The sequence below is a fragment of the Mesosutterella faecium genome, from assembly GCF_022809315.2.
In the GTDB taxonomy this organism is placed as follows: domain Bacteria; phylum Pseudomonadota; class Gammaproteobacteria; order Burkholderiales; family Burkholderiaceae_F; genus Mesosutterella; species Mesosutterella faecium.
In genome coordinates, this window is record NZ_JAKZJU020000001.1 from 807,479 (window position 1) to 822,577 (window position 15,099).

The window sequence follows — 15,099 nt, forward strand, 5'->3', positions numbered from 1 at the left end:
GGGTGTTAATGAGATGGTCAGCCCCCTACAGCGGGGCCTTACTCGCGGTGACCATCTATCATGAAAACTGTAGCTGAAAACAAAAAGAGCGCCCTTGCTTCTCAGAACACAACCCCGCCCGGGGTTATAACTGAGGTATCCAAAACCAAGGAGCGCTCCGCCATGAATTCTACCCTCTCAAACAATCCCGCTGTTGTCATCGGCATCGACCTTGCCAAAACTCACGGTGATGTTGTTGGTTTTGACAAAGATCGGAAGATAGCCCTGAAGCTGCCCCGCATTTCGAAGGAAAAGCTGCTGGAAAGGCTTGCGAACATGCCCCGGGCCTCCGTTCTGATGGAGGCCTGCGGCGGAAGCCACTGCTTCGTCCGCAAGGTGAAAGCGCTGGGGCACGACGGACGCCTCCTGAACCCCGGGGATGTGAAGCGCATACGGTGCGGGCATCAGAAGAACAACATGCTTGATGCCGCCTACATCGCCTGGGCCTGGTACATTCCAGGCATCAGCTATGTGGTCCCGAAAACCCAGGCGCAGCAGGATCTCCAGTCCCTGCAGCGCATCTATCAGGGCTACATGAAGACCCGCATAGAATTCGGAAACAGAATTCACGCCCTGCTGCTCGAATATGGTTTAAGCAGTCCTCAAACAAGCCGGTTCATAGCCGAACAGCTGCCGGAGTTCATAGAGACGCATACGAAGGATCTGACGCCTTTGGCAGGGGAAGCCCTCCTGATGCTACGGGACTCCTGGCTCGAGGCCTCTGAATGGGAGAAAAAGGCCGGACAGAAATATGACGAACTCGTGCGTGCAAACGAGGCCTCGAAGCGTCTGATGACAATTCCGGGCATTGGCCCCAAATGCGCCGGCGCTCTCCTCACGCACTGCGGGGAAGCCTCCCGCTTCCGCGACAGCCGGCAGTTTGCGGCGTCTCTCGGCCTTGTGCCCCGCCAGAACTCGACCGGAGACAGGGACACCCTGGGCCACATTACGAAGAGAGGGCCGAAACACCCCAGATCCATGTTAGTTCAGGGGGCCGCGGCTTTGATGATCATGGCTGACAGGCTCGAGGGAGCTCTTGGCGAATGGGTCCGGAAGATCAAGGCGTCCGGAAAGAAATACGGCGTCAAGGTCTGCGCCATCGCGGCAAAGCTCGCCCGCATCGCCTGGAGAATACTCTGTGAGAAAGGCTGGAATACAGGCCTCAGCCTATCAAAGCCGGCAGATCGAGGGCTGCGGCTTAAGTCGGAGAGCAGCTAAGAATATTTTCTCAGGACCACGAAGGCCAATGTTGTAGTGACGATCCGGCTCAAGGCGTCGGGAAAACGCAGGAAAATGCAATAGTTCAAGTCTATGAAACTGCGTTTTTTATAGTGCGCTCCCGCCGCACCCGAATATCACTAGGCGGCGAGGAATGTCGTGAATTGAAATAAAGTACCCACCAAATTATTCAGAACCAAGAGACCACCCCTCCCAATTTTTTTTATGAGAGGGTTCCGTTGTGGATCGCAATTCGTTAAAACATCAGAGCAGAAAGTCACATTATGAAAGGTCCGACTTCATGCTCTCAAAATCAATTCAGCAAAGCATTCTGGCTCTGCATGAGCAAGGGCAGAGCATCAGGTACATCCATCGCACGCTGCGCGTGTCCCGCAAGGCCATCAGGCGGTACATCAAGGGCGTTGTTCCACTGAAAGTCGGCCGGCGTCCCGGCCCCAGCCTTGCCTTCCTCCAGGCCCATACTGAAGATGCCCAGGCACTTTTTCTCAGGGCAGAATGCAGCGGCCCGGTGACCATCCGGCTGATCCAGGAAAAATATGGAGTGGAAGTGCGGCAGGACGTCTTCAACCGCTTCATCAGAGGCTTCCGGCATCAGGTCAAGCTTCAGAACATGCCTTCGCCCGACAGGTTTGAGCCCCAGCCAGGCGACCAGATGCAGATTGATTTTGGCGAAAAAGACGTTGAAATTGCAGGCCAGATGACGCATGTGCATGTTTTTGTCGCCATTTTGGGCTATTCGAGGCGCATTTTCGCCATGGCGTTTGAAAGAGAGACCCAGGAGGCCTGGCTGCAGGGCATAGAGCAGGCGTTTATTTATTTTCAAGGAGTTCCTAGGCAGGTGATCAGCGACAACGCAGCCTCGCTGGTGGCTTTCCACCAACGCCGGGGTGAGGTTCGCTTCACTGACCGGTACCAGTTTCTGGCAGACCAGTACGATTTCACCCCTGTCGCCACTGCCGTCCGCAAGCCCCGGTCCAAAGGCAAGGTTGAGCGCAGCGTCGGATACGTCAAGCACAATGCACTGGTGGGGGTGCGCTATAAATCTTTTGAACAGCTGAACATGAACCTGCGGGCCTGGTGCGGCCAGACGGCCGACCGGCGTGTGCTGGCCAGTTTCCAGCACACGCCCCTGGAGCGCTGGCCCGAAGAAAAGAAAGCGCTGAGGCCGCTGCCGTGCGGTCCTCAGTATTCAGCGATCTGGGTGACGAGAAAGGCAGACAAATGCGGTTTCATCCATTTGGAAAACCGCTGCTATCGACTCCCCGATGCCTGTCGGCTGCAAGAGGTCCGACTCCATGTAAGCTCACAAAACCTCGAGGTGTACTGTGGACAGAAACGGATCATCTGCCTGGATAAAACCGCAGATGCATATTCGCCTCGCCAGCAGCCGTTGTCAACCCCGAGGAACGCTGCAAAAGCCTTTGAGGAAGAAAAAAAAATCCTTCAGAAAGATCCCGTTTATCAGGCGTATCAGGCAGCTGGTGCGGGCATGCCGGGAAACTCTGCGCAATACAACCTGCTTTTTGTTGGGGCTGAACCCGAAGGAGTTCGGCCATGAGGGAAACAGACAAAGAGCTTAAGGCCTGTGCGGCCCGCTTGAAGCTGACGTTCATTCGGGACAATCTTGAAGACCTGCTCAAGAGCGCCACTGAAAACAAAATGACGGTCAGGGAGGCCCTTGCGTTTCTGTTCGGAGAGGAAATCAGGCGGCGCAATGCCAACCGTTGCTCGCTCTGGATGAGCGGCGCTCATTTTCCGGTCATTAAGGAACTGAGGGATTTTGATCTGACATTTCAGCCGTCCATCGACCCTGGCCTTTTTCGTGAAATGTGCAGCCTGGAATGGGTCGGCAACGGGGAAAATGTCGTCCTGGTCGGGCCTCCGGGAGTGGGGAAGACGCATCTGGCCATCGGTCTGGGAGTCAGCGCCGTTCGCGCCGGCATGACGGTTCGTTTCTTCAGTGCCAAGGATTTAATTGAAGTTCTTTCAAAGGCCTACAGCGAAGGCGTTTTTGAAAACAAACTCAAGGAAATCAACAAGTCCAGGCTGCTGATCATCGATGAACTCGGCTATACGCCGCTGTCGCCGGTGCAGACGCAGCTGCTGTACCACCTGGTGGCTCTGAGATACGAAAAGAAGAGCGTCATTGTGACCAGCAACCGGCCAGCCGGCCAGTGGGAGCTGTTCATGGGGGACAAAGCGGCCTCAAACGCAATCCTGGATCGGCTGCTCCATCACTGCACCGCCATCGCAATTAAAGGCGAGAGCTACAGGATCCATGAAGGCAGGATGCGGAAATTTAAGAAAACTAAAGCAAAGGAGGTGGGGGCAGAAAACACTCAAACCAGCTGATCATCGTACGTCGGGGTGGTCCCCAAGTTTTCACTTTTTTGGGGGGTGCTTAGTTTTCAATATTGACAGCGAGGAAGAGAAAACCTTCCTCATGACGACCGCGGACGTATTGCTGTGAAGCCTCCTCATCACACGAAGAGCTGGCGCTACAAGTGCATCGGCAGGAATGGTTATGGGAATCAGGTTGTGGCGGCAGATGAAATTCGACGCTCGCCGCCGCAATAATGGGTGCGCGCAAGTGTTGATCATGCGCGCACTGGTGCGGCGGCTCGATGCTGATTCTTCGATTTGAGCTTTTTAATTGAGATTTTTAAAGTTGGGGCATGCTTGCGCATGCCCCGTTAGGGAAACTACGCCTCAACAGTTTGGGCTGACCACGTATTACATAGGGTTTGGTAACCCAGTCAAAAAAGCCATACTGGATAAAAATGGACCAGTCCCGAATGGCTCCTGTTGAAATCCCCAACTCTCTGGCCAGAGCCTTTTTCGGTTGTCCATGTAAAAGCCCCTCGAAGGCTCGCTCTCTTATTTTCAGTGGTATAGACATTGATTTGGACCCCTTTGTGTCCAAAAAATCGATACCACTTCAATACCACTTCACAAAAAAATCCCCTTCGTGCTATTGCCCGAAGGGGATCTGCCGAATCAGCAGGCTGAAAGTTTATTTCTGCATCTGATCGATTTCATACCAGGGATTGACGGGCTCGTACTTCGTCGTCTGTCCCGCGTTGACCAGCTGGGCGCCGATGCTGTAGAACTTCCAGGCGGTGGCGGCGCCGCAGAGAATCATCAGAGCGGTGATCACGAGCATCGCCTTGCGCAGGCCTTCGCGCTCGCCCTTCCAGATGCCCCACTTCACGAGGACGCGGTAAAGGCCAATGAGGCCGTGAGTCTCAGCGGCGACCAGGAAGATCAGCGTATAGAGCAGACCGTCGTGATAGGCGTGGATGCCGGAAAGGTTCGGGCCAATTCCGCTCGGATTGGTCAGCATGGAAATAACGTGCGGGAAGACGCAGACCAGCAGCACGACGGCGGTCAGGATCTGGACGGCCCACAGCGTGGTGTCGAAATGGTGCAGGAGACGGACGTGTCCCTTCATGTCGCGGCACTGGCGATAGCTGCTCGGAAAGCGGCGCAGGGCGGTGAGTCCGTGCAGGCAGATCAGCAACGTGATGAAGCCGATGAAAATGACGTGGGCCCAGGCGTGCTCCGTTCCTCCGATGAAGGTCAGCCCGGAGGTGGCCACCAGGTTCCAGAACAGATCCTTGGAGACCTGGATGGAGCTGGTGAAGGCCATGTGGCAGAACAGGAACAGGGCGAGCAGACCGCCGGTGACGGACTGAGTGACGTCCGCCCAGGCCGTCCAGCGGGACTGGCGCTTCGCGTCCTTCAGGTTGGTTCCGTTGATGTTGTCCTCAGCGGTCGGGGTGTGGGCACGCAGGACATTGTCTGGGAGCTGCATGGAAAATCTCCAAAATAACAGGCTGATCTCTGCAGCCTGACTTATCGTTGGTATAAAAAGTGCTTTTCGGTGAGCACCATTGTGCTCTTCAGACTGGCTTAATCATTTAACCCAGATCAAATAAACGGGGCTATTTCCAATCGGTCGGGCCTTTTTCAGGTCTTGATTAAGGGTAAATACCATATAAAAATGCTTTAATTTCCAGATTTATTGGTAAATACCCTTAAATTTTGCTGAAAATCTCTTCAGCCCACGGTTCCGAAAATTCTGTCGCCCGCATCTCCGAGGCCGGGCACGATGTAGGCGTTTTCATTCAGCTTTTCATCGACAGCGCAGGTGTACAGGTCAATGCTGGGATGGGCCCGGAAGAAGAAGTCGAGCCCTTCGGGAGCGCTCACGAGGGACATGAAGCGGATATTGGATTCGGATACGCCGCGCTTGAGCAGGACATCGACCGCATGGACGGCCGAGCCGCCGGTAGCCACCATGGGGTCGGTAATGATGCAGGTGCGGTCCTCCAGATGCTTGGGCATGCGCACCAGGTATTCGACCGGCTGCTTGTTTTCATCGCGGTAAAGCCCGATGTGCCCGACGCGTGCTGAGGGAATCAGCTCGAGCAGCCCGTCAGTCATTCCGAGGCCGGCCCTCAGGACGGGCACGATGACCACTTTTTTCCCGGAGAGGAACGGGGCCTCCATGGGGGCCACGGGAGTCTCGATGTGACGGCGGGTCAGGGGGAAGTCCCGCGTGAGCTCATAGCCCACCAGCAGGGAGATTTCGCGTAGCAGCTGCCTGAAGTCCTTGGTGGGGCAGTTCCTGCTTCTCATGATGGAGAGCTTGTGCTGCACCAGGGGGTGGTCGATGACATGCAGATGCGGGTAACGGGTGTTCAGGTTCAAGGCTCTCTCCTTCAGGTTGGCGGATATTCCGCTGGCGCAAATTCTAATGGCATGATCCTTCCCCGGCAAAGGAGCTTCGCAGAGGCAGGCCTTTGTTTGCGGGGCAACAGATGAATATCCCCCTGGAGGGGGTAATTTGTCATATGTTTACCTCCTTTGCTTTAGGATTAGAGAAAAGGCCGCGGCGCGTTTTCGGCCAGGCCGGTTCCGGAAGGGAGGTGCCCAGTGACATTCAGATCTATCGCCGTGTTAATCGTTTTCCTAGCATCCGTGCTCTTTGTGATCGCCAACTGGGGGCCGATCATGACCACGATGCCCGTGAGCTTCATCCTGTTCACGGTCAATGCGCCCTTCGGTCTGCTTCTGATCCTGGGCGGCAGCCTCGTGTTCCTGATTTGCCTGCTGTGGATGCTTTGGAAGCAGGCCACCGCGCTGGTGGACCTCCAGAAGGCGAACCGCGAGGCCCGGAAGGCCCGTGAGGAAGCGGAAAATGCGGAGGGCTCCAGGGTTGTCAAATTCGAGGACAGCCTGAAGGCCCGGCTCGACGCGATGGATCAGCGGCTTGTGAGGCTGGATGAGAAGTTGGCCGCGCCGTCGGCCTCGGCGCTGCAGGGCGGCGGTCAGACGCTGCAGGAGCTTCAGGCGGTCTTGGCCGAGATGAAGAAAAGCCAGGACTCCCTCGGGAAAACGGCCTCGAGGCTGGAGGAGCTGTCCGACCAGAGGCTGATCTGAATAAAAAGGAGGCCGGAGAAGCTCTGGAGCTTCCCCGGCCGAAAGTTAGTCTACGGCTTTCCGGGCAGCGTCAGTCCTGCCGGCGGTGCAGCCCCGTGACATAGTCGACTTCTTCTGAGGAACCCATGAAGACGGCCACACGCTGGTGGACTTTCTCAGGCTGGATCTCCAGAATGCGCTGCAGGCCGTTGGTAGCCCGTCCCCCGGCCTGCTCCATCAGCAGGGACATAGGGTTGGCCTCGTACATCAGCCGCAGCTTCCCGGGACGCGAAGGAATGCGGTCGTCCTTCGGGTAAATGAAGATACCGCCGCGGCTCAGGATGCGGTGAGCTTCGGCGATCATGGCCGCAACCCACCTCATGTTGTAATTTTTTCCTCTCGGTCCGGTCTCGCCCGCAAGAAGCTCCTTCACATACTGCTGGACCGGCTTTTGCCAGTGCCTCATATTGGAGCAGTTGATGGCGAACTCGGCGGTGGACGGCGAAACGGTGATGTGCTCGCGGGTCAGGTAGAACTCGCCGACCGCAGGATCGAAGGTAAAGGCGGACACGCCGTGGCCCAGCGTGAAGACCAGCTGGGTCTGAGTGCTGTACATGGCGTAGCCGGCGGCCACCTGGTTCACTCCAGGCTGCAGGAAATCCTTCTCTGTGACGCTGCGCTTCGCGCCGCCCGGGCACGGAAGAACTGAAAAAATAGTGCCTATCGGCGCGTTGATGTCGATGTTGCTTGAGCCGTCAAGCGGGTCGAAAAGGATGAGGTAGGGGCCGACCGGATACTCGGAGAGCACGCCCATCACCTCCGTCATCTCCTCGCTGGCAAAGCCCGAGAGGGTGCCGGAGGGAGCGTTGGCTCCGCACATGATTTCGTTGCTGATGACATCGAGCTTTTTCTGGTCTTCGCCCTGAACGTTTTCCGTTCCTGCCATGCCGAGCACGCCGGCGAGTGCTCCTTCCGTAACCTTGGAGCGGATTTTTTTACAGGCATCGGCGACTGAAAGGATCAGTTCGGCCAGTTCTTCCGGAACGCCGTTTTCCCGCTTCTCGCGGACCAGGTACTGGTGAAGCGTCATCAAAGCCATGGAGTATCTCCTCAAATCATGAAAAAAAGGTGCATCATTCGCCGGCCTGTTTTCCGAGGGCCTTGTCAAGAACCTCCCTGACGCCGGTGGGCAGATTGGGAAGGCTGTCGGCAAGCTTCAGCGCATCGTGCATCTGGCGGGCCCGCTCCGGGGTGTAGCGGCGCCAGTTGTCCATAACCCTCGCAATCCTTGCCGCGATGAAGGCATTCACCTTGCAGAGCTTTTGAATCATCTCAAGCCAGAACCTGTAGCCCGATCCGTCCGGACGATGAAATTCCGGGGCGTTGTTGCAGAAAGCGAGGATCAGCGCGTAGACGCTGTTCGGGTTTGCAATGTTGAAGGCCCCGCTGGCCATGAGTTCGCGCACTCTGCTGAGCACAGGCACTTCCCCGGGCTGAGCGATGGCCGAGGCCTGCACTGTAAGCCACTTATTGATCAGCACGGGAACGCCGTTCCATTTCCGCGCGGCATCCACCAGCATGTCGAGTTTCGCAGGGCTGGCGGAATTGACGATGGAAGTAAGCGCCGAGAGCTGGTCGGTCAGGTTGTTGGCCTGCTCGAACTGACTGCGCAGCGCGAGCAGCGCCTTGGGGTTGCCTCCGGCCAGCAGGTAGCTGAAGGCGAGATTCTTCAGGGCGCGCTTTCCGGCGGATTCAGCGTCGGGCGAGTATTCGCCGGGCGTCTGGTAGTTCTCGGCGATCTTCAGCAGGACCGAAGAGTACCGGCGGCCGATCACGGAGCGCAGCTCTTCCCGGGCGGAGCGTATGGCCTCGGGGTCGATGAGGGTGCGGCGCTCTCCGATGAGCTGTTCGTCTGGCAGCGTGAGCGAGATCGCGCGGAAGGCGGGGGCAAGCCTCTCGTCTGTCAGCATCTGCTCGAAGGCAGCCAGCAGATCCTGGTCCACGCTCGGGCGGGCCCCGGTCTCAATCGCGTCGACCATGTCGTTCAGGGCCTCGAGCATCAGCCGGTTCATGGCGTCCCACCGGTTGAACGGATCCGAATCGTGGCGCGCGAGGAAAGCGAGTTCGCTGCGGCTGTAGGGATAGTTGAGAATGACGGGAGCCGAAAAATCACGAAGCAGGGACGGGATGGGCTTTGCATCTATGTTGACGAAAGTCCATTCATTTTCTGCATCACGCAGCTCAAGAACGCGCGTCGTGCCCGCAGGCTCTGTTTCATCTTCGAGCTGCAGGGGGATGTCTTTTCCAGAGGGATCGAGCAGTCCGACGGCAAGCGGGATCAGGAACGGTTTTTTATCGGCCTGCCCGGGAGTCTCCGGCGTGCTCTGGCTCGCGACCAGCGTGTAGGTGTGCGCTTCGGGGTCCCAGAAGCTCTTGACGGTCACCCGCGGGGTGCCCGCCTGGCCGTACCAGCGGAAGAACTGTCCCAGGTCCCGCTCGCTTGCCTGCGCCATCGCGTTGATGAAGTCCTCGCAGGTCGCAGCCCGGCCGTCGTTGCGCTCCAGATACAGCCTGAGGCCTTCCTTGAATTTCTCCCGTCCGAGAAGGGTCTGGAGCATTCGGTAAATCTCTGCGCCCTTTTCATAGACCGTTGTTGTATAGAAATTGTTGATTTCACGATAACTTTCCGGGCGAACGGGGTGGGCCATCGGACCCGCGTCCTCTGGGAACTGCCGGGACCTCAGGAAACGCACGTCCATGATGCGCTTGATGGCCGCCGCCTTGCCCAGCATGTCGCGCGAAAATTCCTGGTCGCGGAAGACGGTCAGCCCCTCCTTCAGCGTGAGCTGGAACCAGTCCCGGAGCGTCACACGGTCCCCCGTCCAGTTGTGGAAGTATTCGTGGCCGACCACTGACTCGATGTTGAAGTAGTCCAGATCCGTGGCGATCTGAGGGGAGGCGAGCACGTAGCGGGTGTTGAAGATGTTAAGGCCCTTGTTCTCCATGGCTCCGAAATTGAAGTCATCGGTCGCCACCAGCATGAACCTCTCGAGGTCGTACTCGAGGCCCCAGCGCTGCTCGTCCCAGCGGATGGCCTTCTTGATGGACTCCAGGGTGTGGGCCGTGCGGTCCTTGTTCTGGGGCTCCACCCATACCTGCAGCAGGCAGTCCTTGCCGTTGGCGAGTTTGATCTTTTCCTCGCGCTTGACGAAATTGCCGGCGACCAGCGCGAACAGATAGCAGGGTTTGAGTGAAGGGTCATCCCAGACGGCGAGATGCCGGCCGTTTTCAAGCTCGTCGCGGCGAACCAGGTTTCCGTTGGACAGCAGGACAGGGTATTTTTCCTTGTCTGCGCGGATTTCCACGTGGAAGTGGGTGAGGATGTCCGGATGGTCCGGGAAGTAGGTGATGCGGCGGAATCCCTGGGATTCGCACTGGGACATGAAGTTGCCGTTGGAGATATAGATGCCCGACAGCAGCGTGTTGGCCAGCGGATGGAATTTGTTGACGATGGTGAGTGTCGCCGGCTTGTTGATGCCGTGCACGGTGAGCGCCTTTTCAGTGAGGCTGTAGCGCTCCTGCGGCAGCTGCACGCCGTTTTCGTAGATGGACACCAGCTCGAGCCCGTCGGCATCCAGAACAAGTTCAACGGGCTGCGCCCCCAGGGGCGACACCTTCATGGTGTTGAATACCGTTGAAGTCTGAGGATCCAGGTCAAAAACAAGGTTTACGGACTCAATGCGGTAGTCGGGCTCTTTGTAATCAGAACGGTAGACAACAGACGAACTCATGCTTTCAAAACTCCAACAATGACAGCGGTTTTCTCATTCTAAAGACAAGAAGGATCCCTGTACGGCGCTTTTAGAAACCCCAAAGCTTCCTTGCGAACTCTCCGGGCCGCCCTTTGGGACATGAAAATCCCCAGAAAGTGTCTCACCTTCTGGGGACTGTCCGCCCTGACGGGCGTAACTTGCTTCAGATCCGTGCTGTCTGCTTACTTGGCAGCGGCGGAAGAGGAAGCGGCATCAGAGGCTGCGGCGGAAGCGGCGTCAGAGGCGGCCTCAGAGGCGGCAGCCGCGGAGGCGGCAGCAGCCGGAGCCTTGCCGGCGATGATCGCATCGGCGTCAGCCTGGGTGTTGATGTTCGCGTAATTGTGGCCGGCCGTCTTGTGGCACTCAAGGCAGTTGGCGGACTTGTCGTTGGCGAAGACAGCGTGGAAGGCGGCGACATCGGGGTTCTTGTCGTTCTTCATCTTCGACAGGTCATGGCAGGAGCGGCAGTTCTGGAAGCCGGTGGAAGCCATCCACTGGATGACGCTCTTGCTCATCTCGGGAGCCTTTTCCTTCTGTTTGTCAAACGTGGAGATCGAGCCGGTGACCTGGCCGATGAAGGAATGGGTGCCGGACTGAGCCTTGTGGGCGAGCATTCCAATGTACTCGAAGCCGCCGACATTGTGCTGGGCGCCGTATTTCAGATGGCAGTCGGAGCAGCCCGCGGTTACGCCGGACGGGGTTTTGAAGTGCTGCCCCTGATGGTAGGCTGCGTAGACATAATCCATGGTGTGGCAGAAAGTGCCGCAGAACTGGGTGGAGCCGGCCCAGTGGACAACGGAGTTGAACACACCGAAAGCGACAAGACCGATGACAGCACCGACGAGGCCGATAAGGATGGTGCCTTTTTTGCAGTTTTTCATGATCAAATTTCCTAGAAATTTCAAGCCAATGGATTCAGCTTGCTTTCTTTTTAAAAACTTATGTTTTCAGAGGCGGACCTCTCCATATCCGGCTCAGCCGACATCATAGGCCCTTGCTTTTTGGAACTGTGCGCTCTGCACTTGATCATGATCAAACAACTTAAGGATGACTTAAGCTTTTGAAGCCGCAGAAACTAGTCCTAAGACAATTGCCTTAGAGGGAACCGATGCTTCCGCCGCCATGCCCATGCTTAGCTTGTGGCCGCGGCGGGCAAAGCCGACGACAAGGAGTCCGCTGGGCAGCTTCAGGGTGACCTCGCCGCCCTTTTCAGATCTGGCGCAGCGGGTGACCGTTCCCCTGAGGATGTTCTCATAGCGCTCGTCGGGGAACACCCTTGCGATGTCGATGGCCGTCGCCTTTGTGGCGGCGAGCATGCGCATGCCGATGGAAACCCCCAGCAGCTGGGCGCTTTCCTGCGTAATGGAGGACTTGATGACGTTGTGCTCGTCGAGCCGCAGGTAGACGACGACCTGGGCCGGCCCGTGGTGGATGTCCTCGACCGTGCAGGGCAGAATATTCCTCATGCTGGTGAGAAGGCTGCCCGTGTGAAGCTGCTCGGCCAGCGACTGGTCTTCCCTGGAAAATCCGGCGAGTATCTGGGCCCGGGCCTGGGCGAGGCGGTCGGAGATCCGAATCACCTGCCGGCCTGTAGCTGTGAGTCTGGTGCCGCCGCCTTTTGCGCCGCCGACCGCCTTTTCTGCCAGCTTCCCTCCTGCGAGGTTTTCCAGGGACTCAAGCGCCTGCCAGGCCGCCTTGTAGGAGATTCCTGAGGCGCGCGCCGCCTCGGAAATGGACCCGGTCTCCCCAATGCGCCTCAGGATGTCGATTCTTCTGTCGCTGACAGCCGACAGGGAGCGTGCAAGCGAAAGCGAAGCGGCTGAATTCAGATCCTCGCCGCCTTCGGCAGGGGGCATTTCCGGCGGGACGGAGGTCTTGGAAAGATTTTCGGACATGGTAATAAGGGAGAGACTTTGCTGTAGAATGGAATTTATTCCAAAAACGAATAGCGTATGCTGAATAAGGAAATATTCAACCCTATTCATTGTAAGGAGATTTCCATGCAGAAGCTTTGCGCCGCCGTCGCCGCGGCTGTCGTCCTCGCAGTGGCTCTTCCCGCTCAGGCCGAAGAGATCCATGTGGCCGTTGCCGCCAACTTCACTGCCCCGGCAACGGATCTTGCTCCGGTGTTCGAGAAACAGACCGGCAACAAGGTGAAGCTCTCCTTTGGCAGCACCGGGGCTTTTTACGCCCAGATTAAGAACGGTGCTCCGTTTGACATCCTGCTGGCTGCCGATGCCAAGACTCCGGCTAAGATCGAGGCTGAAGGGCTGGGCGTCAAGGGCTCCTCCTTTACCTATGCCCAGGGCAAGCTCGTCTTCTGGTCTTCCGACGCTTCCCGGGTGGATGCCGCCGGCAAGGCTGTGAAGGAAATGAAGTTTGACAAGTGCGCCGTGGCCGATCCGCGGCTCGCCCCCTATGGCGAGGCTGCCTACCAGACCCTCGAGGCCCTTCACCTGCTCGACCAGTACAAGCCGAAATTCGTGACCGGCAACAACATCGGCAAAACCTTCCAGTTCGTGAAGACCGGCAACGCCCAGGTGGGCTTTGTCGCACTTTCCCAGGTCTATAAGAACGGGAAGATGACCTCGGGCTCCGGCTGGATCGTCCCCGCTCAGTACTACAAGCCGATCAAGCAGGATGCCGTGCTGCTCAAGCACGGCGAGAAGAGCGCGGCGGCCAAGAAGTTCATGCAGTTCCTGCGCTCCCATGAAGCCAATAAGGTGAAGCTCCACTACGGCTACGCCGTCAAGTAAGCCGGGGTTTCGCTCAAGGGAAGGTCATGGAGGAAGTTCTTTCGTCATTTACCGTTGAGGAGCTCTATCCGATAGTCGTCAGCATCAAGCTCGCTCTGATGACGACGCTCTTGCTCCTGATCTTCGCCACACCGGTGGCCTGGTGGCTTTCCCGCGGCCAGAGCGCCCTGCGCTCGACCCTCAGTTCGGTGCTCACGCTGCCTCTGGTCCTCCCGCCGTCTGTGCTCGGCTTTTATATGCTCATTTTCATGGGGCCGAACGGGCCGCTGGGAAAGCTCACGGAGTCGCTGGGGATTGGACTGCTCACCTTCACTTTTCCGGGGCTGCTGATCGGCTCGATGGTCTACTCGCTGCCCTTCATGATCCAGCCCCTGCAGACGTCCTTCGAGTCCCTCGGGCCGCGGCCCTCCGAGGTGGCCTCAACTCTGGGGGTTCGGCCCTTCACGACTTTTGTGAAAGTGGTGGTGCCTCTTTGCCGTCCGGGGTTCCTGACCGGGATAGTCCTTACCTTTGCGCACACGATCGGGGAGTTCGGCGTGGTGCTTTTGATCGGCGGCAACGTGCCTGGAAAGACGCAGGTCGTCTCCACCGAGATTTATTCCCTGGTCGAGGCGATGGAATACGGCAAGGCCCATGTTCTGGCCGGAGGAATGCTGGTGTTCTCCTTTATCGTGCTGCTGGCTCTGGCGCAGCTCAACAGGCAGGCGGGAAGGATCTTTAAATGAGTGCTCAAAACGAAATGGGGGGGCGGGTGGCCCTCAGGCTTTCCCGCGGGAAGGATTTCTCGCTGGATGTTGATTTTGAGCTTCTGAGCACGGGCATTACGGTCCTGTTCGGCCCGTCGGGCTGCGGCAAAACCACCATTCTCAGGTCAGTGGCTGGGCTGGAGCGGGCCCGCGGAATCGTGAAGATTGGTGACGAGCTCTGGCAGGATTCCGACAAAGGCGTTTTCGTTCCGACCTGGCAGCGATCGCTCGGCTATGTCTTTCAGGAGGCGAGCCTTTTCCCGCATATGACGGCGAGGGAAAACATCCAGTTCGGTCTGAAGTTCGGCCGCGGCGGAAGCAGCCGGGACCGGATTGACGAGGCTGTGGAGCTGCTCGGGCTGTCCAAGCTGCTGAATCACCGGCCTTACGAGCTGTCCGGCGGCGAGCAGCAGCGCGTTTCCATTGCGCGGGCTCTGGTTCTCAACCCGAAAATCCTGCTGATGGATGAGCCTCTGTCGGCCCTTGACTGGTCAAGGCGCCAGGAGATCATGCCCTGGATAGAGAAAATCCGCGATGAGCTCCAGATTCCGGTTCTTTATGTGACGCATTCCGCCGAGGAAGTGGCAAGGCTCGCAGACTTCATCATTCTGATAGAAAACGGCGTCATCACGAAGCGCGGACCCGCTTCCCGCCTGATTTGCGAAATCTCGGCCCCGGTGGAAATCGAGACCGACCGCGTGAGCTTTCTGCACGGGCGTATTTCCGGCACTGACGAGAAGTACGCTCTCGCCTGCGTAAGGCTTGATTCCGGCGGAACGCTCTGGATTCCGTCGGCCCGCACCGAGCCGGGCGAAGAGGTCCGCGTGAAGATCTTTGCCCGCGATGTGGCGCTGTCGCGGACTGCGGAGGCAGCCAGCAGCATCCAGAACTCGCTTGAATGCACAGTCAGGGACATAGAGCCGGACGTAAGCCCGGCGCAAAGTCTGGTCGATCTCACCTGCGGTTCGAGCCGCCTGATGGCCAGAATCACCCGACGGGCCGCGGAAAATTTGGGCCTGGAGAAGGGGCAGAAGGTCTGGGCGCTGATTAAAACGGCGGCCCTCAGCGTCTGAGGGCCGCTCC

13 protein-coding genes are annotated in these 15,099 nt (G+C 57.9%); 7 read left to right on the forward strand and 6 right to left on the reverse strand.

Annotation, left to right across the window (positions count from 1 at the left end; genetic code table 11):
• The first annotated feature begins 162 nt into the window (after positions 1 to 162).
• From MUN46_RS03795 to istB, 3 genes are all read left to right on the forward strand, one after another.
• Positions 163 to 1,257: an IS110 family RNA-guided transposase gene (locus MUN46_RS03795; RefSeq protein WP_285230553.1), complete on the forward strand. Its 1,095-nt coding sequence runs from the start codon at positions 163 to 165 to the stop codon at positions 1,255 to 1,257.
• A gap of 301 nt (positions 1,258 to 1,558) precedes the next feature.
• The gene (gene istA, locus MUN46_RS03800; protein ID WP_285230550.1) at positions 1,559 to 2,836 is read left to right on the forward strand and encodes an IS21 family transposase; all 1,278 of its coding nucleotides are present in this window, start codon (positions 1,559 to 1,561) and stop codon (positions 2,834 to 2,836) included.
• The gene (istB, locus tag MUN46_RS03805; RefSeq protein ID WP_285230554.1) at positions 2,833 to 3,630 is read left to right on the forward strand and encodes an IS21-like element helper ATPase IstB; all 798 of its coding nucleotides are present in this window, start codon (positions 2,833 to 2,835) and stop codon (positions 3,628 to 3,630) included. Before istA ends, istB begins: the two co-directional genes overlap by 4 nt.
• A gap of 661 nt (positions 3,631 to 4,291) precedes the next feature.
• On the opposite strand, the gene MUN46_RS03810 is transcribed toward istB, so the two are convergent.
• Positions 4,292 to 5,092, reverse strand: a complete 801-nt coding sequence (locus MUN46_RS03810; RefSeq protein ID WP_243376962.1) for a succinate dehydrogenase/fumarate reductase transmembrane subunit — start codon at positions 5,090 to 5,092, stop codon at positions 4,292 to 4,294.
• Between the two features lie 245 nt (positions 5,093 to 5,337).
• A complete protein-coding gene (gene upp, locus MUN46_RS03815) occupies positions 5,338 to 5,991 on the reverse strand; it encodes a uracil phosphoribosyltransferase (protein WP_237978005.1) in 654 nt (217 codons plus the stop codon).
• Positions 5,992 to 6,237: 246 nt separating this feature from the next.
• On the opposite strand from upp, the gene MUN46_RS03820 reads away from it, so the two are divergent.
• Complete coding sequence (locus MUN46_RS03820) at positions 6,238 to 6,723, forward strand: hypothetical protein (protein ID WP_285230555.1); 486 nt, start codon at positions 6,238 to 6,240, stop codon at positions 6,721 to 6,723.
• Positions 6,724 to 6,793: 70 nt separating this feature from the next.
• On the opposite strand, the gene MUN46_RS03825 is transcribed toward MUN46_RS03820, so the two are convergent.
• The 4 genes from MUN46_RS03825 to MUN46_RS03840 all read right to left on the reverse strand — a co-directional run bounded on the left by MUN46_RS03825 (position 6,794) and on the right by MUN46_RS03840 (position 12,409).
• The gene (locus tag MUN46_RS03825; protein WP_243376960.1) at positions 6,794 to 7,801 is read right to left on the reverse strand and encodes a class 1 fructose-bisphosphatase; all 1,008 of its coding nucleotides are present in this window, start codon (positions 7,799 to 7,801) and stop codon (positions 6,794 to 6,796) included.
• Between the two features lie 34 nt (positions 7,802 to 7,835).
• Positions 7,836 to 10,493: an aminopeptidase N gene (gene pepN / locus MUN46_RS03830; protein WP_243376959.1), complete on the reverse strand. Its 2,658-nt coding sequence runs from the start codon at positions 10,491 to 10,493 to the stop codon at positions 7,836 to 7,838.
• A gap of 203 nt (positions 10,494 to 10,696) precedes the next feature.
• Positions 10,697 to 11,395: a cytochrome c3 family protein gene (locus MUN46_RS03835; RefSeq protein ID WP_243376958.1), complete on the reverse strand. Its 699-nt coding sequence runs from the start codon at positions 11,393 to 11,395 to the stop codon at positions 10,697 to 10,699.
• 171 nt (positions 11,396 to 11,566) lie between these two features.
• On the reverse strand, positions 11,567 to 12,409 hold the full coding sequence (locus tag MUN46_RS03840) for a TOBE domain-containing protein (protein ID WP_243376957.1): 843 nt from the start codon (positions 12,407 to 12,409) through the stop codon (positions 11,567 to 11,569).
• A gap of 105 nt (positions 12,410 to 12,514) precedes the next feature.
• Here MUN46_RS03840 and modA point away from each other — a divergent pair, with 105 nt between their 5' ends.
• Genes modA through modC form a run of 3 tightly spaced genes read left to right on the forward strand, consistent with a single transcriptional unit; the run spans position 12,515 to position 15,089 of the window.
• Entirely contained in the window at positions 12,515 to 13,270 is a 756-nt protein-coding gene (gene modA, locus MUN46_RS03845; protein WP_243376956.1) for a molybdate ABC transporter substrate-binding protein, read from the forward strand.
• Between the two features lie 26 nt (positions 13,271 to 13,296).
• Positions 13,297 to 13,995, forward strand: a complete 699-nt coding sequence (gene modB / locus MUN46_RS03850) for a molybdate ABC transporter permease subunit (RefSeq protein WP_243376955.1) — start codon at positions 13,297 to 13,299, stop codon at positions 13,993 to 13,995.
• Positions 13,992 to 15,089, forward strand: a complete 1,098-nt coding sequence (gene modC / locus MUN46_RS03855; protein WP_243376954.1) for a molybdenum ABC transporter ATP-binding protein — start codon at positions 13,992 to 13,994, stop codon at positions 15,087 to 15,089. Before modB ends, modC begins: the two co-directional genes overlap by 4 nt.
• The last annotated feature ends 10 nt before the right edge of the window (positions 15,090 to 15,099 follow it).

What these genes read in the sequence shown, in the direction of transcription:
- pepN (WP_243376959.1), bottom strand. Translation starts at nt 10,493, where the DNA reads ATGAGTTCGTCTGTTGTCTACCGTTCTGATTACAAAGAGCCCGACTAC.
- modA (WP_243376956.1), top strand. Translation starts at nt 12,515, where the DNA reads ATGCAGAAGCTTTGCGCCGCCGTCGCCGCGGCTGTCGTCCTCGCAGTG.
- modC (WP_243376954.1), top strand. Translation starts at nt 13,992, where the DNA reads ATGAGTGCTCAAAACGAAATGGGGGGGCGGGTGGCCCTCAGGCTTTCC.
- MUN46_RS03840 (WP_243376957.1), bottom strand. Translation starts at nt 12,409, where the DNA reads ATGTCCGAAAATCTTTCCAAGACCTCCGTCCCGCCGGAAATGCCCCCT.
- MUN46_RS03795 (WP_285230553.1), top strand. Translation starts at nt 163, where the DNA reads ATGAATTCTACCCTCTCAAACAATCCCGCTGTTGTCATCGGCATCGAC.
- modB (WP_243376955.1), top strand. Translation starts at nt 13,297, where the DNA reads ATGGAGGAAGTTCTTTCGTCATTTACCGTTGAGGAGCTCTATCCGATA.
- MUN46_RS03810 (WP_243376962.1), bottom strand. Translation starts at nt 5,092, where the DNA reads ATGCAGCTCCCAGACAATGTCCTGCGTGCCCACACCCCGACCGCTGAG.
- MUN46_RS03835 (WP_243376958.1), bottom strand. Translation starts at nt 11,395, where the DNA reads ATGAAAAACTGCAAAAAAGGCACCATCCTTATCGGCCTCGTCGGTGCT.
- istA (WP_285230550.1), top strand. Translation starts at nt 1,559, where the DNA reads ATGCTCTCAAAATCAATTCAGCAAAGCATTCTGGCTCTGCATGAGCAA.
- MUN46_RS03825 (WP_243376960.1), bottom strand. Translation starts at nt 7,801, where the DNA reads ATGGCTTTGATGACGCTTCACCAGTACCTGGTCCGCGAGAAGCGGGAA.
- istB (WP_285230554.1), top strand. Translation starts at nt 2,833, where the DNA reads ATGAGGGAAACAGACAAAGAGCTTAAGGCCTGTGCGGCCCGCTTGAAG.